Genomic DNA, 21907 nt, shown 5'->3' on the forward strand with positions numbered 1-21907 from the left:
TCAGATGGGTTCAGGATTTGCGACCAGGTCCCCGAGAGATTGAACGATGCGCCAAAGCCGGGCGTCGCGCTCTCTCAGCAACTGCAAATTGGATCGCTCGCCGTAATCGTAGAAGCCGCGGCCGGTCGTTACGCCATGGTGGCCCTCGGCAACGAGTTTTGTGATGGAGGCTGGTTCGCGATCGACAGGCGCATCGAGGATATCCGGGTCGCGCAGATTTCGGAGGCTCAAATTCAATCCGGTGTAATCGTAACGCTGCATGACGCCGAGCAACTGCATGCGCGGCGCAAGACTTGTCCGTACTGCAATGTCCAACGCCGCTGGCGTGATCACGCCGGTTTCGATCATATGAAACGCTTCGCGGCCGAGCGCGCGCAACAGTCGATTGATGATAAATCCGGGAATGAACTTGTTCAGCGCAACAGGGACTTTTCCCAGCGCGGACAGAATCGCGATGGCTTCGTCCTGCAAGCCGATTCTTGTCTGCTCGGAAGCGACAACTTCCACAAGAGGCATAATGTGAGGCGGCGCAAACCAGTGAGCCACCAACAATCGCTCGATGACGGATGGCCCCGCCAACTCGAAAACGTTCAATGTGGATGTGTTGCTCCAGATCACGGCATCGCGCGGAGCAAAAGCACCGATCTTCTCAAAGACCGCCGCCTTGACGGCCCTGTTCTCGGATACGGCTTCGATCACGAGCGCCGTATCTGCAAGAATCTGATCAACAAACGTGTGTGCCGAAACGCGGCTGCAGACAGCCTCCAGCGAGCCTTCCGGACTCAAACCCAGATCGATCTTCAATTGCTGCGCATCGCGCAGGGCCTGCATTCCCGCTTCAAGCGCGGAAGGGCTTGTGTCGCAAAGGTCGACTTCAAATCCCGCATCTGCAAAACTAAGAGCGATCCCGGGACCCATCACGCCGCCGCCGATGAGGACGATTCGGGATTTACTGGGCGCGAACGCTCGCCCCGCAAGGGTCAGGTTGACCCGTCCCTCTGAACTGTCATGGCTGACCACGATCGCTTAGTCCCGCATCGCGATGGCTTCGACTTCAAGAAGAAGCTCGGGCCGCGCCAATGAACCCACTCCGACCATCGTGCTCGCCGGCGTTTCACCGGGACCGAAAAACTTCTGCCGGACCTCGCGAATGATGACAGCTTTCTCGGGCGACAGATCGCGCACAAAGAGCACGGTCTTGACTACGTCTGACATCGACGCGCCCGCCGCAGTCAGAGCCTTCTGAATGTTCTCGTAGACCTGCCGGGTCTGAGCCGCGAGATCTCCGACGCCGACCACCTTACCGTCCGCATCGTAGGAGACTTGGCCCGATACATAGACCGCCGTGCGGTGCGTCGATTTGACGACGTGGGCAAAACCTTTCGGGCTCGACATTCCGGGCGGATTAATCGGCGTATTCATGGAAGGCTCCTTTGTACCGCATAGCGGAATATATTATAGCTCAGGTCGCCTTCGCTGTAAATCGAATCCCGCAATCGCAGCCTTCATGCCCTCGCAATCAAATGTCCAGCCGCGAGCGAACGGCAGCTTTTATCCTCTCTGCCGTATCGCCCAGTTGAGGGCCAATTTCCCGAAGCAAGCGATCGCGCGTGAGGGAAGCGGCCGGACCACCGCAATTCAGGCCGAGCAGATCCCGGCTGCCGTCGATCTGCAAAGGCACGGCTACAACGCCAACATCGTCCTTCTCATCGGACATGACGAAACCGTGCTGGGAGAACTCCGCACGAGCGATTTTGATCTGACCGAGATCATGCTTGCGTTCGGCGTCCGAAGCCGCGAGAGCCGCCTGGCGTGCTTCTTCCGTCATTCCGCACAGAATTGCCCGCCCGATAATCGACTTTGCCAGCGGAAGCCTTGCGCCGATGTCAAGCCCTACAGTGAGCGGAGCCGATGATCTGCAGTGAGCAACGTAGATAACGACGTCGCCATGGCGCACGCCCAGCGAAACCGCGGCCATGGCGCTATCAGCCAGTTCCTGCATGAAAGGCCTCGCAATGCGGCCCACCTCAAAATGAGCCAGCGCGCGGTGGCCGAGACCAAGCACAGGCAGATCAAGAGCGTAGAGCTCCCGCTCGGACGAATATCGAAGGTAACCCAGCGCGGTCAGCGTGAATGTCAGTCGCGAGATCGTGGTTTTGGGTAATCCCGTCAGTCGCGCGATTTCCTTGTTCGGTAACCATTCCCGGCTCGCCGAGAAGCATCGGAGGACGTCGAGTCCCCGCGCCAGCGCCGAGACGAAACGCCGGTCCTCCTCATAAGCTGCTCGGTTCCTCTTGGCCGGCCTGCCGATCCTGCTCATTCAAATCTCCTTGTCCCGCTATGCGGAATAAGCTATTCTGTGTCCTGTCACAACCCAATGCTGTAGGCATTCTAACGGTTCATTCCGCAAGGTGATTATGAAAGCTGTTCTGTGTACCGACTGGGGACTTCCCGAAACCCTGACAGTTCAAGCCGTTGCAGATCTGCAACCGGGCGACGGCGAGGTCGTTGTTGAAGTCCATGCCGCCGGCGTCAATTTTCCGGACGCCCTGATCATCCAGCGCAAATACCAGTTTCAGCCGGACCTCCCGTTTTCCCCGGGCGGCGAAGTGGCTGGGGTTATTCGCGCCATTGGGCCAAATGTCCGCGACTGGAAGATCGGTGACCGAGTGATCGGCAGTTCGACCTGGGGCGGGTTCGCAGAGCAAGCCATGATCAAGGCGGAGCGACTGGTCCCGATTCCCGATGAGATGGATTTTACAGCCGCCTCCGCGTTCGTTCTCGCGCACGGGACAAGCCTTCATGGGCTAAAAGACAGGGCGCATCTCGTTGCCGGCGAAACGCTTCTCGTGTTGGGCGCGGCAGGAGGCGTCGGAATTGCCGCAATCGAGATCGGGAAAGCAATGGGCGCGCGGGTCATCGCCGCGGCATCGAGCGAAGATAAACTGGAGTTCTGTCGCCAGCATGGCGCAGATGCCACCATCAACTACAGCACCGAGGACCTCCGCGACCGCCTCAAAGTGCTGACCGACGGCGTGGGGCCTGATGTCATTTATGATCCGATCGGAGGCAGTTATTCAGAGACGGCCTTTCGCACGATTGCCTGGGGGGGCCGCCATCTCATCGTCGGATTTGCGTCGGGCGAAGTGCCTAAGCTGCCCCTCAACTTGCCTTTGTTGAAAAGCGCATCCGTGGTCGGCGTGTTTCTTGGATCATTCCTCAGGCGAGGACCATCTGTTGTGAAGGAGCATATGCGCCATCTCATGGAGATGTACACCACGGGAAAGATCAAGCCATCGATCACCAAGGTATACTCTCTGGAGGAGGCTCATCTCGCGCTGCGCGACGTCATGGAGCGCCGTGTCATGGGTAAAGTTGTGTTAGTCCCGCGCTAGTCGCATCAATCAGTAGGCCAGTTCACAAATGCAAGAACGCATTCGCATTGGTGAAGAAATCTCCTTCCGCAAGCTGGAAATCTTCCTGGCTTACATGAAAGCCGGAAACTTCTCGGCGGCATCGGGGCAGCTTGGAATTAGTCCGGTAAGCGTTCACCGGGCAATTCACTCGCTTCAGGAAGGAGTTCGGTGCAACCTTTTCATTCATAAAGGGCGTGAACTGGTTCCGACCGAGGCGGCATTCGTGTTTGCGCGTGTGGCGACGGAAGTTCTCGATCGAATGGAAAGCGGCATTGATGCCGCCCGGGAGGCCGCCGGCTACGCATCCAACAAACTGCGAATTGGCTCGCTCTACTCGCTGACGAGCCACATGATGCCGGAGATCATCAAGTCGGTTGCATCGAGAAAACCGAACCTTCAGTGCGAACTCGTTCTAGGCCGCTCGAAACTGGACCTGCTGCCCAAGCTCAGGGATGGAGGACTGGATGCGGTGTTCTGCGAAGTCACTGACGCTCCGGACCTCCTCTCGATTCCCATCTTCGACGACAGGGTCTATTTTGCGGCTCCACAGAATTCCAGATACTCGAACCTCCCGGAGATCGATCTTAGCGAATGCTCGGGTGAGCGGGTTGTAACTCTCAAGGACGGCCTGTTCACCGTCGCAAATCTGACGGAAAAGTTTCCGCAGTTCCGTCCAACCTATGCGATGGAAGTCGTCGACATTTTCACCCTAATGAATCTTATCGCCAGCGGTGTCGCCTGCGCGCTGGCTCCAGGGCGAATTTGCAAGATGTACGAACATCTCGTCGACTTCATTCCTCTTGTGAAGAGCCAGCAGGTTTTCCAGACGATGGGCGTGTCTTTCCTGGCATCTCGTGAGCGAGATCCGAACCTGCTGGCACTTTGTGCCGTTGTCCGCGGCTATATTCGTCGAACGCAACTGCCGATTTGACCGGGAATTTCGGCCTATACCTCGAGCCACTCCCGAGAGATGCTTTTATCCCGCCGAAGATCATCCGGAGTGCCTTCGAAAACGATCTTCCCGTGGCCCATTACATAAAGCCGGTGGGATATTTTCATCGCGATCGACAGCTTTTGCTCGACCAGCAAGATAGACACACCACGGCGCGCGACGTCGGCGATGAGTTCTCCGATCTGCTGAACTATAAGGGGAGCGAGTCCCTCGGTCGGTTCATCAATCATGATCAGGTCAGGATCGCCGAGCAGGGTCCGGCACATGGTCAGCATTTGCTTCTCGCCGCCGGATAAGACCCCGGCAGCCGTATCCGCGCGTTGCTGCAAATTTGGGAACATGCCGAGCATCTCTTCCAGATTCCAGCGCACGGATTTCTTCCCGGATTTCTGACCGAGAACGAGGTTCTCCCGAACCGTTAATGTTGGGAAAATATCCCGGTTCTCCGGCACATATCCGAGACCAAGGTTCGCAATCCGATAGCTAGGAAGACCGGCGATTTCGTTGCCTTTAAACCTGATGGATCCCTTCGGCGCGACTTGTCCAATAACAGACTTTACAAAGGTCGATCGCCCTACGCCATTCCGGCCAAGCAGACTGACAACTTCGCCTGAGCCAATCGTCAAATCAACTCCCTGGAGAATGTGGCTCTTTCCATAATAGGCATGCAGCCCATCGACTTTGAGAATCATGCCGCCTCCTCTCCGAGATAGGCTTCCTTCACGCGAGGGTCGTTCCGGATCTCGTTCGGGGTCCCACTCGCGATGACTTTACCATACACAAGCACCGATATTCTGTCAGCGAGGCCGAAAACGACGCTCATGTCGTGCTCGACAATAAGCAGCGTTTTATTCTCGGTCAGACGGCGAATGAGGTGCACGATCTGAGCCGTTTCTGCATGGCTCATTCCGGCCGTCGGCTCATCCAGCAATATGACATCCGCACCGCCGGCAATGGTGATTCCGATCTCAAGCGCGCGTTGTTCCGCGTAAGTCAGCAGCCCCGCCGAGACATCCCGCCGTGCCGTGAGGTTGAGACTTTCCAGTATCTGCCACGCACGATCATGAACATCGGAAAGACCGTCGATGTTCTTCCAGAAGGCATATCGATAGCCAAGCGGCCACAAGAGAGCGCACCGAACGTTCTCCCAAACACTTAGATTTGGAAAAACGTTCGTGACCTGAAAACTTCGGGACAGGCCATTTCTGTTGATGGCATAGGGTCGCCACCCAACAACGGATTGCCCGAAGATTTTCACTTCTCCCGACGTCGGCCGAATATGCCCGCTGATGATGTTGAATGTTGTCGACTTCCCCGCACCGTTCGGTCCGATCAAGGCATGCCGCTCGCCCTGGGCAACCGACAGACTGAGATCGTCCAGAATTCTCGCTGCTCCGAAGCTCTTACAGACGGATTGCAACGTGATTGCATCGGTCATAGTAGAACTCCGCGCTCTTGAGCAAGATGTTCGGCCGTTGACCGCGCCTCCTCCAAGAATTTCCAGATTTTCTTTAAGATAACAGCACCGATTCCGATCAATATGATCGAAACCACGGGAATTGAAGGGCTCGAAATTGCGAGCTTCAATCCGAGGACTGAGATCGAAGCGGTCTCACCCAGCAAACGATGGACTACAAACTCAAGCGCCAGTATCGCTCCAGCCAAAACACTCGCGACTGGAATCAGCACCCACAGGTATGCTCGCATCATGCCGGCCAACGCACCGGCCCTTGAGAGCCGCAAATGATAAAGGATGATCCCTCCAATTCCGCCCGGCGCATAAACAACCACCGAGATGAACAGAAGGCCGAAATACAGCTGCCAGACTGACGTGTAATCGCTGAGGGAGAGAGATAGGTAGGTCACGACAATCGCACCGATGACGGGACCGAAAAACGTTCCTGTTCCACCGATGAACGATGAGAAGATTACCGATGCCGACTTCGTCCAGCCCAGGTCGGTGAAGTTAGCACTTTCAAAGCTGAGTGACGCGAGCGCTCCCGCAATCCCTGCAAAGAGGCCAGCAAAGCAGAACGCCATGTACCTGATGACATGGGGATCGTATCCGACGAACTGAGTGCGTTCTGCATTGTCCCGTACGGCATTGCACATGCGCCCGAATGGAGTTCGCGTAATAGCAAACATCATCAGTACGGCGAGAAGCGACCACGCCGCGACAAGGTAATACACCTCAAGTTGAGTGGAAAAGGTGGCACCAAAGAACGGCGGCAATTTTGTTCTATCCGTGCTGACGCCATCGTCGCCGCCGAAGAAGCTGACGAGAATCAGGGCCGCCGATACCGCCAGCTCACTGACGCCGAGCGAAATCATGGAGAACACCGTCCCGCTGCGCTTTGTAGCTACCCATCCGATGGCGGCAGCGAAGACGAGGCCTGCGACCCCGCCCACTATCGGCACCACTATGAGAGGAACCGGCAAGCCAAGTCGAGGAATGGCATTCATCGCATGAATCGCGAAGAACGCGCCCAAGCCGTAGTAGACGGCGTGGCCGAATGACAGCATTCCCGTTTGCCCAAGCAGCATATTATACGAGAGGGCAAAGACGATGCTTATGCAAACGAGATTCAGTGTACTGATCGCACCGGCCGACGAGAATACCAGCGGCAAGCCGGCTACCACCGCCGCGGCGATCAGCCAGATCATCCACCGACGTGTCGCAACCGCTATTGAATTCGTGCGCCCGCTTAGGAGTATGTCCGTCATACGTCACGCCTTCCCATCAGGCCCATGGGTCTGAACATCAGGACCAGTATGAGCAGCGCGTAGGGAATAATGGGCGCGACCTGCGCGACAGAGACGTTCCACACATCGGCCAATATCGATCCGCCATGAGATCTTGCGAGCGGACCGAAAGCAGACGCTAATGAGCTATTGACCGATACGGCAAACGTCTGGATGAGGCCAATCCCCAGCGACGCGATGAATGCACCGGGCAGAGATCCCAATCCACCGACCACGACGATCACGAACAGCATAGCAATGAGTGAGCCGGCCATTGTTGATTGAGTCTGGAGAATCGGTCCTGCGATGACGCCGGCCAATGCAGCAAGTCCCGTACCCACGCCAAAAACGACCATGAAGATTCGATCGACGTTATGCCCGAGCTGGCTGACCATCAAGGGATGCGTCAGGGACGCCTGAACGATCAATCCGATCCGCGTCTTCTTTATCACGAGCAGCAGCGCAACGAAAATTGCGATTGCGATTGCAAACATGAACACCTTGTAAGCGGGGTAAGTCAGCGAATTCACATAGAAGGCCGGAAAATCCAAAGCCGATGGCCCGCGATAGTCGACGGGATCCTTGCCCCAGATCATCTGCACGACTTCTTCGATGACAAAGGCCAGTCCAAACGTAAACAGAAGTTCGGCCAAATGGCCGTTCCTATGAACTCTTCGAAGCCCGAAATGCTCGACGGCGGCACCGAAAGCACCGACCACGATCGGAGCGACAAAAAGCGCGATCCAGAAATCCGTCCAGCGGCTAATCTGATAGGCGACAAAAGCGCCGAGCATGTAGAAGCCCGCATGCGCGAAGTTGAGCACGCCGAGCATGCTGTAAACGACCGTCAGACCGCTCGCAATCAGGAAGAGAAGCATTCCGTACAAGAGACCGTTGAGGGTCGAAATAATTAGCAGCTCGGTCATTACTCTATAGTTCCCCAATCAACAGTGACGCCGTGATTACTTCAGCGCGCAGGTCGCTTCATCTGACAGGTCGTCTTGGTGAGCGTTTGATCGGCCGGAATCACCGCCCGTACGCGATTCCCCCAACCCGTGTTCTCCTCGTCGAATGGCTCGTCTTTGGACAGCGCACCCGTGGAGGCCACATAGATCGGCTGGAAGAACTGATGATCGTCCTTTCTCATGAAGCCCTGTCCGCCGTTGAACACGTCGAACTTCATGTCTTCGAGAGCGAACGCAACGTCCTTTGGCTCGAATGACTTGGCCTCCTCCACCGCCTTCGCAAACATTATGATCTCGTTGGCCTGGCGCGGCGCATACAAGACAAAATCCTTTCCATATTTCTCACGCCACGCGGCTTCAAACGCACGAGACGATGCGTGGTCCACATTGGCGAGTCCTTCAACGACGCCAAACACTTTGTGATCGAGATTCACCTGCTTAAGCGTAATTGGAATGCCGGCCGTCGCCACGCCGTAATACGTGTACCAATCCACGTTGAGGCCGAGCGTGCCCGCAGCCTTCAGCAAGAGAGCCAAATCCTGGCCCCAGTTTCCTGTGATGACACTGTCAGCGCCGGAAGCCTGAATCTTCGCGATATATGGAGAGAAATCCGTGACCTTGAAGAATGGATGCAGTTCGTCGCCGACAATCTCGATATCAGAACGCTTCGACTGAATGATCTCGCGCGCCGCGGCCCTCACTGACTTTCCATAGGAATAATCCTGATTGATCAGGTAGACCTTCTTGATAGCGGCGTTCTTCTTTATGTAATTCCCGATCGCTTCCATCTTGACGTCGGAATTTGCATCCCACGCGAAGTGCCAGAAATTGCACTTCTCATTGACGAGAACCGGATCGATGGCGGAGTAGTTGAAGTACAGGACTTCTTTACCGGGATTTCGATCGTTGTATTTTGCAATGAACTCGGAGATCGCAACGCCGAATGCCGAGCCGTTGCCCTGCGTGATGAAGCGAATGCCCGAATCGATTGCCTTTTGTGTCTGAAGAACTGACTCCTGTGCGTTTGTCTTGTTGTCGAACGGCACAATCTCAAGCTTTCGGCCCTGAATGCCGCCTTTCGCATTCATCTGCTCCGCAATGAACTGGAATGCCTTAAGACGCGCAACTCCGACACTGGCGCCACCGCCCGAGAGAGCATCGACATAAGCGAGCCGAACAGCTTCTTGCGCACATACCCGACCTCCGCCGACAAGCAGAGCGCAAAGCGCAAAGACGAACTTAATAGACATATAATGATCCCCTCACAGTTGCTCGATTTGCGAGCTTTCATTTCAGCTGCGATCATCTTAGCAAATCGCATGCCATGATCAGGTCAGCGAGCGAAGCTACACAGACCACCTCTGAATTCAGCCGACGTGAAGACTTCCGGAAGGACTGCTGCAAGCTCATCCAGATCAATATCGATTCCATTCGCCTTCAGCATGGGCGCAGCCTCCCGTGCGATCTGGGCCCAGTCATCGATCAAGCGGAAAGGCTCGACTGTGTCACGGCAGGGTTCAGCGCCCATCGCCTGCACCAGAAGCTCGGTGAAATTGATGACATCGAAACCATGCTTCTTTCCATCAGTTGCGAGTTGCAGATGGCAGGGATGGAACAGCGACACCAGCGCATCGACATCGTCACGTTGGCTTAGTTTGATGGTCTCCGCGCGCACATGAGCTTTCAACTCCGGAGATCGATTCGAACCTGAAGCACCGCATGTATACCCAGGCTCCTGGGCAACCTCGACAATCGTGAGTCCAGGGATGCATCTCAGGAGCCGGATAACATTGTTTCCGATGTACTCCATGCCGGCATGCGTATGGACGACGACACGCTTGTTGATCGGCGTGACAAAGCGCTTCTTCAACTCCTCTTCCTGCTCGATCAGGAATTTCGTGATGTGATCCAGATCGAATTTGACCTGCCTGTATCCTTTGATCGTTTCACCGAGATGCAATTGGCACGATGGGCACCAGCTCAGCACCTTGTCGGGAGAGAAACCTCCAAACTTGGTCAGCGTTTGATCGGTGACGCGACCGCCCTTCGAGACTTCGCCCTCCCATTTGCTGTGCACGATGCCACAGCACGAGGATGGCCCTCCCATGACCTCATAGTCGATATTCAGTTCATCCAGAACCGTCATCACGTTGAACAACACGTGCGGTGTTCTGATCGGATTGCATCCTGTGTAGAAAATGACATCGGCTTCCCGCGCCTGTGGCGGCCTCAGGAGACGCGCAACGTCATCCGGAATCAATTGCATGGACACCATGATCCGGATGGCGCGAGCCATTTTCCGGAAGGCGTGCGGCGTGGGATTATCCGTCTGCGAGACTTTTGAGCACGCAAGCATAACCATGCGGCGCGGATTGATGCCTTCCGGACAGGCCGGGATGCAATCCCCACAACCATTGCACTGGTTCAGCCATGTGGCTGATGCTTGGGGCAGCGGGGTTGAACTGGACATGTAGTCCAACAAACCTTTGACCACGCCGGAAGGATCCGCAATAGAAAGGCCCGGAGCGAAAGGCACCACTGGGCAAGCCTCGACGCATTTACCGCAACGCGTGCACGCGTCGAGAATCTCGTCCCAAGTCTTTTGGGTGTATTCTTCGAGCGTAAGGTCGGAAGACAGAGCCTGATTCATGCGTTTCTCCAGCCTCGGCTCGTTGCCACATCCGTTGCGTGATCAGTCGGTGATTCCCGACAGTGCCGCGTCAGCCCAGGTTCGGTTCGATAGTGATGGTCAATGGATGGGTTTTCTAGAATCGTTTTATTTCGCTCAGCCGAGGATCGTTTCCTTTCCCGGAACGATCCCTATCGTTCAGCGAACGCGCGCTCGAATACATAGTGCCCCGCAGCGCCCGTTCCTTCGGAGGATTGGAAGCCGCTTTGGTCCAGTAATCCCTGTATATCGCGGAGCATTTCGGGACTTCCGCACAGCATCACGCGATCTGTTTCAGCTTGCAGCTGCGGTAACTTGGTAATCTGCGCCAGAGTGCCATCTTCGATCAGGGTCGTTATTCTCCCTGTGGTATGAAATGGCTCCCTTGTCACGGTGGGGACATAGATAAGCTGATTGCGAATGAATTCTCCCATCAGCTCGCATTTCGGCAGATCGCCGGAGATGCGCTCGGAGAAAGCTAACTCGTTACGTTCTCTCACCGAATGAACCAGCACGACTTTCTCGAAACGTTCATAGGTTTGCGGATCCTGGATGATGCTGAGAAAAGGAGCCAGTCCAGTTCCGGTTGCGAACAGATACGCGTTCTTTCCTGGAAGAAGATCGTCAACGAGCAGAGTTCCGACCGGCTTGTCACTCACCAGGATCTGATCTCCCACCTTTACGTTCTGAAGACGTTCGGTGAAAGGTCCACCGGGAATCTTTATGCTCAGGAACTCCAGATGGTCTTCGTACTTGCTGCTGGCGATGCTGTATGCGCGCAAGAGAGGCCTGTTCTCCAACCGCAGCCCGATCATGACGAAGTGACCGCTCTCGAAACGCAAGGTCTTGCTGCGCGTCGTTCGAAAGCTAAACAGCCGATCACTCCAGTGCGTAACGGAAGTGATCATTTCTTCATTATATTTTGCCATTCTATTGCACCTTACGCATCGGCCGGATTGTTCGTGCCGAAGAACCGCACAAATTTCTTGTCCTTCCCCGCCCACTCGGCCGCATCGGCTGGCGGTTCTTGCCTCTCCTCAATCGTGGGCCAAAGCCTCGCATACTTGGCGTTGAAATCGATCCACGCGCCAGCGTCCCGTTGGGAGTCGGCCTTGATAGCTTGTTCGGGACATTCGGGAACACAGACGCCGCAGTCGATACAATCATCCTGGCTGATAACCAGCATGTGCTCGCCGATATGGAAGCAGTCGACTGGACAGACTTCGACACAGTCGGTGTACATGCATCTTATGCAGCCGTCCGTAACAACGTGAGGCACGTGGCGAATCTCCAAAACAGCACGCTAAGGACAATTTCCGCGCACAGTAGGGGGCGTGTTTCGGCATAACAATTACGCTTCGCCCCCGATTGTTACGCGGAGCGAACGGCTTCCTTGCAAGCAACCGATTAAATGTAAGGCTATTCAAGGTCTCGCTTGGGTGAATCCCACGGAGGCCGATTGCCGAGACCATGAGTTCTGCGACTGGCTGTGGTGATGTAGCAGCAAAGCTAAAATGTCAGCACTGAGCAAAGTTCAAATGTCAGTTTCTGGTCCCGTTGGGGACTTTGGAGGCTGTCATTACGATGGGCATAGTGTTGATGAGCAAGCGCGAGCTGAACCGTCTTGATGTTCTGGCACGGCTGGATAGCGATAGACTGACCGTGCTCGCTGCGGCTGGCTTGATGAACATTACGCCGCGGCAGACGTATCGGCTGTTGAGCAGATATCGCGAAGGCGGTGCTTCAGCGATCGCCAACCAGCGCCGTGGCCGCCCCTCGAACAACCGGTTGTCCGACGAGGTGCGGGATCACGCGATCGCTCTGGTCCGCCAATTCAACCACGACTTCGGACCGACATTGGCGGCCGAGAAGCTGGCGGAGCGTCATGATCTCAAGATCTCACGGGAGACGGTGCGCAACTGGATGCGGCGGGCCGGAATCTGGGTATCGCGGGCCGAGCGCAAGCGCATCCAGCAGCCTCGGTATCGCCGCGAGCATGTTGGCGAGTTGGTTCAGATCGACGGCTCCGAGCATCGCTGGCTTGAGGATCGCGGGGCTCCCTGTACGCTGCTGGTATTCGTCGATGATGCAACAAGCCGACTGATGGAGCTGCGTTTTGTCGCCTCGGAGAGCACATTTGCGTACTTCGCGGCGGTGAAGGCTTATCTCGGTCGCCACGGCAAGCCGGTTGCTTTCTACTCCGACAAGCATTCGATCTTCCGGGTGTCGAACGAGGACGCGGTTAGCGGCAATGGAATGGCTCAGTTCGGACAGGCCTTATCGGAGCTCAACATCGAGATTCTCTGCGCCAATACCAGCCAGGCAAAGGGCCGAGTCGAGCGCGCACATTCGACACTGCAGGATCGCCTGGTGAAGGAGTTGCGGCTCGCCGGCATCAGCACGTTAGACGAGGCTAATGCCTTCCTGCCCGGCTTTATCGCTCACTATAACGGCCGATTTGGTAAGCCGCCCGCCCGCGACAAGGATCTGCATCGCGTGATCGATCCCCGCCAAGATCTCGATCAGATTCTCTGTTGGCGGGAGTAGCGAACGGTCTCGCATCAGCTTGTCTTGAACTACAACCAGATGAAGCTAACGCTCAAGGCCGAGGGCCTGGCGACTCGTCTGCGCGGCAAGACGGTCGAGATCTACGACTATCCCGATGGGCGACTGGAGGTTCGCTGGAAAGGCAGATCGTTGCCTTACGTGGCCTTCGACAAGCTTCAGCGGGTCAGCCACGCCGCGATCGTGGAGAACAAGCGGCTTGGCGAGGTGTTGGCCTGGATCAAGGAACAGCAGGATAATCAGCCCTGGTACAGCCGCCTCCCTGAAGAGCCACGCCGCTCGGATCAGAAGGCTGGGTTTATGAAGGTTCGGGCCGAGCGGATCAAAGCCTCAAAATCAGTCTCGAAACCTTCCCGCAAACGGCGACGCCGCTCCGATATGATGGTCTGCGCGGCGCCGTCTTTCGTCCCCTGACCGGCTGCCTTGTGACATTTCTACTTTGCGCAGATCGTGACATCTCAACTCGGCTGCAACAGGCGCTCGCTCAGAATTGAAGGCAGCCAAAAGCACTTCGAATATCCTATACTTCGGCTGCATCGATCATTCGAAAGTATCCTCCATGCCTCCAAAAGATCCGCTACGGATACCGACCACCATCGCCGAGGCGATTCATACTGTCGAGAAAAAGCACGTTCTTTCACAGGGCGCAAACATCGTGATGCATGTTGGGCGGATGAATCTGAACGCGGGCAAGCATCTTCACCTCGTCGTGCTCGATTATAAGCCATCACCGTCCAACGAAAGCACTTTCATTCCCCTGCAATCAGGCAATACGTTTCGTGCGATTGAAGACTTAACCGGCCAGCGCCGCGAGTATCCTATTGAGCTATTAGACGGTGGTTGGGTGTCGCATGATGCGGTTGTCACGCTCCAAGATGGCACCACGTTACGCGCGGTGGAAGTCGTACGAGGTCGCCTTCCATATAAATTTACCCCAATGGATGAAAAAATCATCCATGCCGCCATTTCGGTCGCGAAGATTGAAAGCGCTGTCTATCGGTCTTTCCGTCAAGGATTACCTGAGGAAGATGCGAAGCGAAGAATGGTCGTGGGGGACGAGTTGATTGAGTTCGGTGAATTCATTGACGGCTTTAAATTCATCGACTTCAGTAAGTTGGCTCAGGTTGAAAAGCCGGTCCTCCTGCTCCTGAATATCAAAGGGAAATTTGAACAACTTTTTCCCTTAGAAAAATCTCCCTCCGAACAGAAAATTTCCAACACGCTAGCTTCGGTAGGCTTCTGGAAGCCAAAACGCAGACCAAAATCGTAAATTTACGGTCCCTTTTTTAGCCACATTTCCAGTTGGATCCGGGCTGGTGACGACGCCCCGGAGATGTGAATATTTATAGCTTCATTCAATTTGGGATGGAGCTCCGATGCGAACGCCTACGGTTGAAACCGCATTACTCTCATCGCTTAGGCGAAGTACCCGCAATGCGCGTACCCACTCAAAAAAACAAATCTTACAGATCGCCGATAGTATTCGCACCTTCGGCTGGACCCAGCCCATATTGGCGGATGACAATGGGAATGTAATCGCCGGCCATGGACGAATGGCAGCCGCTTTGGAGCTCAAACTCAAAGCAGTCCCTGTCATCTATTGCACCGGGCTGACCGAATCCCAAAAGCGCGCCCTTGCGCTGGCAGATAACAAGATTGCCACTAACGCGGGATGGGATCGAACGCTATTGGCAATCGAACTTGGCGAGCTTACTGCGCTGCTAACTGAACTCAATCTCGATCTTCACATTACGGGCTTCGAGCCTGCCGAAATCGACAGCTTATTAAGCGACCAAGTCGATTCCGAAATGGAGCCCGACGACATAATCCCCGCGATCGAGACTACGGCTGTCAGTCGCCCAGATGATATATGGACGCTCTCCAAACATCGGCTGTTGTGCGGAGATTCCAGAGAACCCGGCCATATCAAGAAGCTGATGGGCAACGCGCGCGCTGCGATGGTCTTCGCGGATCCGCCCTACAACGTTCGGGTTAGTTCGGTGCAGGGACGCGGAAAGATCAAGCACCGCGAGTTTGCCTCTGCTTCCGGCGAGATGTCGCACGCCCAATTCACCGAGTTCCTCACACAGTGGATGCTTCTGGCCGCTCGGTATTCTGAAGATGGCGCAATTGTCTTCTGCTGCATGGATTGGCGACATCTTGCCGAATGCCTCGCTGCAGGAGAACAGGCGTTCACTGCGCTGAAGAACATCATCGCCTGGGTCAAGTCCAATGCCGGGCAAGGCAGCTTTTATCGGTCTCAACACGAGTTAATTCTTGTTTTCAAGAACGGGGACGCACCCCATCAAAACAACATTGAACTCGGCAAGTACGGTCGAGCTCGATCGAACGTTTGGCAGTACGCCGGCGTCAATTCATTCCGCAAAGACCGACTTGCTGAATTGACCGTTCATCCAACCGTGAAGCCGGTCGCCTTGGTCGCCGACGCCATGCGTGACTGCTCGCGTCGTGGCGACATTGTGCTCGATCCGTTCATGGGATCTGGCACCACCATTTTGGCCGCGGAGAAAGTCGGTCGTCGCGCCTATGGGATCGAAATCGATCCTCTGTACGTCGATGTTGCCATCCGACGTTGGCAGGAATTCACCAAACGCGACGCGATTCTAGTGGCCACCGGCCACACCTTCGACGAGGTGGCCGCAGAGCGATCCACCTCCCCTGCTCTCAAACGCGTGAGTATCTGACAAATGGCATCGATTCCAAAAATTAAACGCGTCTTCCGAAAGCGGGTGCGGCTGGAGCCCAGCGACGATGATGTTGGCTATGGGAAGCCGCCTCGTTCCCGACAGTTCAAAGCCGGCCAAAGCGGCAATCCAAAAGGTCGCCCAAAGGGAACCAAGAGCGCCGCAGCTATCCTGCTCAAGATTCTCAATCACAAGATCGAACTACGCCAGAACGGCAAGGTTCGAACGATCACTGTGCTTGAGGGAATTCTTCACAAGCTTGCAGAGGATTCCCTGCGGGGCAACACCAAGAGCGCCGCGTTCGTTCTTAATCAACTGGCCGCTATCGCACCCACGTCCGGCACCGAATCCGAAGTCAATCCCGATGATAGGGCTGTGCTGGACGCTTACCTGCGCAACTTCCAATCCACACTCGGTGGAAAGGAGAAATTGCCGTGAAGGACCAAGATCTGCTGTATTCCATCCTGCGCAACGATTTCGAGAGCTTCCTTCATCGCTGCTTTTTAATGCTCAATCCGGGTGCTGAGTACCTCCCGAATTGGCACATCAAAGCGATTGCGCACCAGCTCCAACGCATTCGCGATGGCAAGGTCAACCGTCTCATCCTCAACATGCCGCCGCGATATTTGAAGTCGCTGACGGTATCGGTGATACTGCCGGCCTTCTTGTTAGGTCATGATCCTCGAATGAAGATCTTTGGTGTAAGCTACAGCAATGACCTCTCGGCCAAACATGCGGCGGATTTTCGGGCAATCATTCAATCTGATTGGTATCGAAAAGCATTTCCGAGCATGCGCATTGCCCGAATCGCCGATTCCGACGTCTTTACCACCAGACGTGGCTTCCGCCGATCGACCTCCGTTTCGGCAACGCTCACTGGTCTCGGCGGCGACATGATTATTCTGGATGATCCCCAGAAGCCGGTGGATGCGCAATCCGACACCCTGCGGAATTCCCTGAATCAATGGTTCACAAACACACTCTTGTCTCGGCTCGATAACAAAGCGACAGGCGTGATCATTCTGGTCATGCAGCGGGTTCATCTTCACGACCTGACAGGCTTTCTGGTCGAAAACTCCGAAGACTGGAACGTCTTGAGCCTGCCTGCCATCGCCGAGGTCGATGAGAAGGTCGAGATCGGTGAAGGGCAGTTCCACGCGCGCCGCGCTGGCCAACCTCTTCATCCCGCGTACGAGACTCTCGCAACGCTGGAAAAGCTTCGCACCGAAATGGGTTCGGGCATCTTCGGGGCCCAGTATCAGCAATCTCCCGTTCCAGACGGTGGAGGAATGATCAAGCGTGATTGGCTGCGCTATTACGATCAATTGCCGGAACGCACCTACCGCACCAAAGTGATCCAAAGCTGGGACACGGCGGCAAAAGTTGGCACCCAGAACGACTGGTCAGTCTGCACGACATGGTTGCTGGTGGATAAACACTTCTACCTGATGGACGTCACAAGGGGACGTTATGAATATCCCCAGCTACGCGCCACGGCGATCGCGCTCGCGCAACGATACGATCCGCTTAAAATACTGGTCGAGGACGCCTCGACTGGTATCGCTCTGGCTCAGGAACTTAAGCAAAGCGGTATCTACGCCGTCAAGCCCGTGCCCATCGAGCGTGATAAGCCGGGCCGCCTGTTCGTGCATCAAGCCAAGTTCGAGGCTGGTTTGGTGCTGTTTCCGAAGAAGGCACCTTTTTTAGCGCAGCTCGAAACCGAGCTTCTGGCTTTCCCGCAAGGCAAGCACGATGATCAGGTCGACAGTCTTAGCCAAGCGCTCTCCTATAAGGGCGGCTACGATACAACCCTGTCGTGGGTCGGTTGAAGCGCGATCAATTGGTAAGTAGCTGCGACGCAGCGCGGCCCGGGTGCGTTTGGGTCATCACCGGTCACCAGAGCTTCTCTCCGCACCAAGGAAGTGACGCATCCTCGTAGTCAGTCAGAGCTTGCGGATGGATGAAAAGCGCATGGTGAACACCGGACTCTTCATCGATCCCGCCAAAGTTACGCTTTGCTCTCCGACGCAATCGAGGTTCGACGGAAAGAACCCACCAGAAAACCGCACGGTGTCACCTCTCCTCAATGCAGCCAGAGATTTGAAGAACTGGGTGTCGGGATCGATCAAGGTATTATCAGAATAGTCCGACAGGGCGTTATTCCAGGTCGAGACCTGCAAGCCTGGACTAAGTTCGAGCGTAATCACACCTTTACCATCGCCATTGGTGGAGAGATAGGCCACCTTTCCGATCCATCCTGAGGCGCTCTGACCTTGAAGGGCGCTACAGATCGCCTCCTGTCGGGCATTGCGCATTCCTCCCGCAGCCAATTCATTAGGAGCCGAGTTAAATTTGGATCGCGCCTGCGTGATCGCCGCCATGAAGCGAGCCTGATCAGATGGAAGGGGGATGCTTGGGGCTGGCGGAGCCGCACTTCGACCGCCGCCGACCACGGCTCCGACGACGATAAATCCTAGCGCGCAGCCCAGGGCCGCCTTGATCGCAATATTCATGGACCACTCCCAGTTGCCTCGGTGTCCCCTTCCGCCGCATCTCAAAGGCTCGACGTGGGTCGACCAGCACATCGCTTCCTGTCGGGCTGAAGTCCACGCCACACTCGGCTGTCGGTAGCACTATCACCAACCTCGGTTAATATAATCCTATTTTGGGATAATCCATTTTCAGGATCAGATTACTCGCCGCCGATTCACGGCCTTGGCGGCGCATGCAAAAGACCCTCAAATCCGCGGATTATGCCCGGCTGATCGACCTGCTTGTCGCCGTGCGGAAATCAGCGGACGTTCGCCAGCAGGCTTTGGCCAAGAAACTCGGGCGACCTCAATCCTTTGTCGCGAAATATGAGAACGGCGAGCGCCGCCTCGATATCATCGAGTTCACGGCCATCGCGCGCGCGCTTGGCGCCGATCCCGTCAAGCTGTTCAAGGACTACGTTGGCGGAAAAGGCGCGCCCAAGGCCGCCTTAAAGCGTCCGATCAAATAAGTCGTGCGGCTTTGGGCTTCTTTTTGGATCATTTTGTGATCCGGACCGGCTGATAAGAGCCACTAGATTGCTGCGTTTCTGCTCGACTTCCCCAACACGTGGAGCGTCACTGTCGTCGTAAAACCGGAGGCAAGATGATGGATCGCAAAATTACTGAACAGGCAATTGGCCTGATCCTCACCGAGATCGGTATTCGCCTTGGCGAGGCCGCCCGGATCGCCAAGGCCGCTGAGGCCTGCGCGCTGGCCGGCAGCGTCAGTGAAGGCGTCAGAGTCTCGATGGATCTCGAACAGATTTTCTATGAGACCGGTCGTCTGCAGGATGCGGCTTCGCTACTGAACCGGTTGTCGAGCGACTAAGAATCTCTCTCCTACCCAAAGGTTCTCCGCCTGTCGGCAACCGACGGGCTTGCGGCAGTGGCAGCACAGGATGCTGTCGTTCATGCAAGGAGAACCGGAATGGCCACCAACAATCGAAAACCTTCGCGCAAGACCGGGCGTAAATCCACACCGGCACCAAAGCGATCGACGAAACCGGCCTCCAAGGCTCTGCCGCCCGTCGCACCGAAGAAGCCGGTCACGCCGAAGACGCCGAACGTGGCCATGTCCAAGCAGGACAAGGTCCTCGATATGCTGCGCGCGCCCTCCGGCACCACCATCGCCGCCATTATGAAGGCGACCGAGTGGCAGCAACATTCGGTGCGCGGCTTCTTTGCAGGCACGGTGCGCAAAAAGCTCAAGCTGAACCTAACTTCGGTCAAAACCGATGACCAACGCGTCTACCGGATCGCAAAGCCGGGCATCGGGAAATGAGCCAGCTTCCCTCCTCCATGAAACCAGCCGATCCAGCCGTGGAAGCGGAGCTCGATCGGCTGGCGACAGCTCCCATCGTCGAATTGCGCAAACGATATCGAGAGGTGCTTCGAACGGATCCGCCGAAAGCTTTCGGCCCGGACCTGCTGCGCCGGAGCATCGCTCACCGGATTCAAGAAAAGGCCTATGGCAGATTATACGGCCCGACCAAGCGCCTGCTCGACCAGCTTGTGAAAGCCATGACCGCCAAGCCCAATGGAAAGCTTGATTTGCCGCGCCGGATCAAGCCCGGCTCAGAGCTGGTCCGGACATGGAAGGGAAAAACCTACCGGGTCGTGGTCCGGCCGGACGGGTTTGCCTATGACGGCAAGACCTATGAAGGTCTCTCCGAGATCGCGTCCTTAATTGCCGGTACCAACTGGAATGGACCGCGCTTCTTCGGGCTGCGGTCGAAGACAGAAAAGGCCACGTCGGATGGCAAGTAGCGCTCCCAAACCCCTGCGTTGCGCCATCTACACCCGCAAATCGACCGAACATGGCCTCGAGCTGGAATTCAACTCGCTCGATGCGCAGCGAGAGGCTTGCGAGGCGTATATCAAGAGCCAGGCGTCACTCGGCTGGAAGGTCATCAGCCAGCCCTATGACGATCCGGCTTTCTCCGGCGGCAACCTTGAGCGCCCTGCCCTCAAGCAACTGCTCAAAGATATTGAAGCAGGTAAGGTCGACGTCGTCGTGGTCTACAAGATCGACCGCCTCACCCGCTCGCTGGCTGACTTTGCCAAACTGGTCGAGGCATTCGACGCCAGATCGATTTCATTCGTCGCCGTCACCCAGCAGTTCAATACGACGACCTCGATGGGACGACTGACGCTCAACATCCTTCTCTCCTTCGCTCAGTTCGAGCGGGAGCTGTCCTCCGAGCGCGTCCGGGATAAGGTTGCCGCCTCTCGGCGCAAAGGAAAGTGGACCGGCGGCACGGTGCCGCTCGGCTACGAGGCTCGGGACAAGAAGCTCGTCATCAATGCCACCGAAGCAGAGTCCGTCCGTATAATTTTCCGACGCTATGTCGAACTGCAATCTTTTGGCCGCCTCGTGACCGATCTCGACAAGCGCGGCATCGTCACCAAACGGCGGAATACCAAGGTCAAGAAGTTCAACGGTGGCATTCCGTTCACCTATGGCCCACTCGCTCATTTCCTCAAAAACCGGATTTACATTGGCGAAACTGGTCACAGCGGTAAATGGTATCCCGGCGAGCACAAGGCCATTGTTGACCGCAAAATCTTCGACAAAGTTCAAGAACTCCTAGCGGCCAGTACCAACAAAAGGAAAATCAAACGATCGGAAAGCGGCGCGCTTCTGATGGGAAAGCTGTTCGACGATCGGGGCAATGCCATGAGCCCGAGCTTTTCGTCAAAGAACGGCGCCCGCTATCGCTTCTATGTCAGCTCCGCAATCCTACGTGGCCGCAAACTGGAAGCCGGATCGGTAGCGCGCGTCTCCGCAACCGACATCGAACGGACGCTGATCAATGCTTTGCGCCAACGGCTAAAGATTGATCAGGCTGTGCTGGATGCAGATGTTATCGGCACTTACGTCGCACGTGCAGACCTGAGCAGCCGCGTCGTCAAAATCACCACCACACCTGCGGCGAAAATTCGATCGAACAAATTCTCGATCGCTTGGTGGATGCGCCAGCCGGGCTCGGCAACTATCATTCAATCGAACAGCGCAAACCAACTTGACCCAAAGCTGGTGCAGGCCATTGTTCGAGCCCATGCATGGCTGCATGATCTGAAGAACGGCAAATTTGACACCGTCGAGACGCTGGCTGCCTCGGTCAAGCTGCATCCGAAGTTGGTGCGACAGGAACTGCGATATGCGTTCCTCATGCCGCCCATTACTGCAGCCATTCTTAACGGCGACCAACCAGCGACATTGACCTTAGCTCAGATTCCTAAAACACTGCCCCTTACATGGCGCGAGCAATGCAAGGTGCTCAGCTTCTGAACCAAGACTTCAGAAACGCACATCCGATGTTATGGAATGTGAAGGTCCGCATTGAGTCGACCACAAAGTAG

General features: G+C 55.9%; 23 protein-coding genes and 1 pseudogene. 12 read left to right on the forward strand and 12 right to left on the reverse strand.

Annotation, left to right across the window (positions count from 1 at the left end):
- The 3 genes from LVY71_RS19050 to LVY71_RS19060 form a co-directional block, all read right to left on the reverse strand.
- A complete protein-coding gene (locus LVY71_RS19050; protein ID WP_235101406.1) occupies positions 1–1020 on the reverse strand; it encodes a 3-hydroxyacyl-CoA dehydrogenase family protein in 1020 nt (339 codons plus the stop codon).
- Between the two features lie 6 nt (positions 1021–1026).
- Positions 1027–1422 (reverse strand): RidA family protein, encoded by a 396-nt coding sequence (locus tag LVY71_RS19055; protein ID WP_235101407.1) that lies wholly within the window; start codon positions 1420–1422, stop codon positions 1027–1029.
- Positions 1423–1519: 97 nt separating this feature from the next.
- Positions 1520–2320, reverse strand: coding sequence for an IclR family transcriptional regulator (locus tag LVY71_RS19060; protein WP_235101408.1), 801 nt, complete (start codon positions 2318–2320; stop codon positions 1520–1522).
- 97 nt (positions 2321–2417) lie between these two features.
- Between LVY71_RS19060 and LVY71_RS19065 the strand changes: the two genes are divergently transcribed.
- A complete protein-coding gene (locus LVY71_RS19065; protein WP_235101409.1) occupies positions 2418–3395 on the forward strand; it encodes an NADPH:quinone oxidoreductase family protein in 978 nt (325 codons plus the stop codon).
- Between the two features lie 28 nt (positions 3396–3423).
- The gene (locus LVY71_RS19070; RefSeq protein WP_235101410.1) at positions 3424–4347 is read left to right on the forward strand and encodes a LysR family transcriptional regulator; all 924 of its coding nucleotides are present in this window, start codon (positions 3424–3426) and stop codon (positions 4345–4347) included.
- A 14-nt stretch (positions 4348–4361) separates the two neighbouring features.
- On the opposite strand, the gene LVY71_RS19075 is transcribed toward LVY71_RS19070, so the two are convergent.
- From LVY71_RS19075 to fdxA, 8 genes are all read right to left on the reverse strand, one after another.
- Complete coding sequence (locus LVY71_RS19075) at positions 4362–5057, reverse strand: ABC transporter ATP-binding protein (protein WP_235101553.1); 696 nt, start codon at positions 5055–5057, stop codon at positions 4362–4364.
- Complete coding sequence (locus tag LVY71_RS19080; RefSeq protein WP_235101411.1) at positions 5057–5806, reverse strand: ABC transporter ATP-binding protein; 750 nt, start codon at positions 5804–5806, stop codon at positions 5057–5059. Before LVY71_RS19080 ends, LVY71_RS19075 begins: the two co-directional genes overlap by 1 nt.
- Positions 5803–7032 carry a branched-chain amino acid ABC transporter permease gene (locus LVY71_RS19085; protein ID WP_235101412.1) on the reverse strand — a complete coding sequence of 410 codons (1230 nt, stop codon included), beginning with the start codon at positions 7030–7032 and terminating at the stop codon, positions 5803–5805. Before LVY71_RS19085 ends, LVY71_RS19080 begins: the two co-directional genes overlap by 4 nt.
- A gap of 56 nt (positions 7033–7088) precedes the next feature.
- Positions 7089–8036, reverse strand: coding sequence for a branched-chain amino acid ABC transporter permease (locus tag LVY71_RS19090; RefSeq protein ID WP_235101413.1), 948 nt, complete (start codon positions 8034–8036; stop codon positions 7089–7091).
- Between the two features lie 41 nt (positions 8037–8077).
- On the reverse strand, positions 8078–9325 hold the full coding sequence (locus tag LVY71_RS19095) for a branched-chain amino acid ABC transporter substrate-binding protein (protein WP_235101414.1): 1248 nt from the start codon (positions 9323–9325) through the stop codon (positions 8078–8080).
- An 83-nt stretch (positions 9326–9408) separates the two neighbouring features.
- On the reverse strand, positions 9409–10725 hold the full coding sequence (locus LVY71_RS19100; RefSeq protein WP_235101415.1) for a (Fe-S)-binding protein: 1317 nt from the start codon (positions 10723–10725) through the stop codon (positions 9409–9411).
- A gap of 170 nt (positions 10726–10895) precedes the next feature.
- Complete coding sequence (locus tag LVY71_RS19105; protein WP_235101416.1) at positions 10896–11672, reverse strand: ferredoxin--NADP reductase; 777 nt, start codon at positions 11670–11672, stop codon at positions 10896–10898.
- Positions 11673–11683: 11 nt separating this feature from the next.
- A complete protein-coding gene (gene fdxA / locus LVY71_RS19110) occupies positions 11684–12022 on the reverse strand; it encodes a ferredoxin FdxA (protein WP_235101417.1) in 339 nt (112 codons plus the stop codon).
- Between the two features lie 305 nt (positions 12023–12327).
- Here fdxA and LVY71_RS19115 point away from each other — a divergent pair.
- The 5 genes and pseudogenes from LVY71_RS19115 to terL all read left to right on the forward strand — a co-directional run bounded on the left by LVY71_RS19115 (position 12328) and on the right by terL (position 17842).
- Positions 12328–13722: pseudogene (locus LVY71_RS19115) on the forward strand (ISNCY family transposase).
- 76 nt (positions 13723–13798) lie between these two features.
- A complete protein-coding gene (locus LVY71_RS19120) occupies positions 13799–14578 on the forward strand; it encodes a hypothetical protein (RefSeq protein WP_235101418.1) in 780 nt (259 codons plus the stop codon).
- A 106-nt stretch (positions 14579–14684) separates the two neighbouring features.
- Positions 14685–16013 carry a site-specific DNA-methyltransferase gene (locus LVY71_RS19125; RefSeq protein WP_235101419.1) on the forward strand — a complete coding sequence of 443 codons (1329 nt, stop codon included), beginning with the start codon at positions 14685–14687 and terminating at the stop codon, positions 16011–16013.
- Positions 16014–16016: 3 nt separating this feature from the next.
- Positions 16017–16451 (forward strand): DUF5681 domain-containing protein, encoded by a 435-nt coding sequence (locus LVY71_RS19130; RefSeq protein WP_235101420.1) that lies wholly within the window; start codon positions 16017–16019, stop codon positions 16449–16451.
- Positions 16448–17842: a phage terminase large subunit gene (terL, locus tag LVY71_RS19135; protein ID WP_235101421.1), complete on the forward strand. Its 1395-nt coding sequence runs from the start codon at positions 16448–16450 to the stop codon at positions 17840–17842. Before LVY71_RS19130 ends, terL begins: the two co-directional genes overlap by 4 nt.
- A 114-nt stretch (positions 17843–17956) precedes the next feature.
- On the opposite strand, the gene LVY71_RS19140 is transcribed toward terL, so the two are convergent.
- A complete protein-coding gene (locus tag LVY71_RS19140; protein ID WP_235101422.1) occupies positions 17957–18526 on the reverse strand; it encodes a hypothetical protein in 570 nt (189 codons plus the stop codon).
- Between the two features lie 212 nt (positions 18527–18738).
- Here LVY71_RS19140 and LVY71_RS19145 point away from each other — a divergent pair, with 212 nt between their 5' ends.
- The 5 genes from LVY71_RS19145 (at position 18739) to LVY71_RS19165 (ending at position 21836) form a co-directional block, all read left to right on the forward strand.
- Positions 18739–19014 carry a helix-turn-helix domain-containing protein gene (locus LVY71_RS19145; RefSeq protein WP_235101423.1) on the forward strand — a complete coding sequence of 92 codons (276 nt, stop codon included), beginning with the start codon at positions 18739–18741 and terminating at the stop codon, positions 19012–19014.
- 137 nt (positions 19015–19151) lie between these two features.
- Positions 19152–19373 (forward strand): hypothetical protein, encoded by a 222-nt coding sequence (locus LVY71_RS19150; RefSeq protein WP_235101554.1) that lies wholly within the window; start codon positions 19152–19154, stop codon positions 19371–19373.
- Between the two features lie 99 nt (positions 19374–19472).
- Positions 19473–19826, forward strand: coding sequence for a DUF3489 domain-containing protein (locus tag LVY71_RS19155; protein WP_235101424.1), 354 nt, complete (start codon positions 19473–19475; stop codon positions 19824–19826).
- Positions 19823–20311, forward strand: a complete 489-nt coding sequence (locus tag LVY71_RS19160) for a DUF2924 domain-containing protein (protein ID WP_235101425.1) — start codon at positions 19823–19825, stop codon at positions 20309–20311. Before LVY71_RS19155 ends, LVY71_RS19160 begins: the two co-directional genes overlap by 4 nt.
- Entirely contained in the window at positions 20301–21836 is a 1536-nt protein-coding gene (locus LVY71_RS19165; RefSeq protein WP_235101426.1) for a recombinase family protein, read from the forward strand. Before LVY71_RS19160 ends, LVY71_RS19165 begins: the two co-directional genes overlap by 11 nt.
- The last annotated feature ends 71 nt before the right edge of the window (positions 21837–21907 follow it).

The sequence above is a fragment of the Bradyrhizobium sp. G127 genome (assembly GCF_021502575.1).
Classification (GTDB): Bacteria; Pseudomonadota; Alphaproteobacteria; order Rhizobiales; family Xanthobacteraceae; genus Afipia.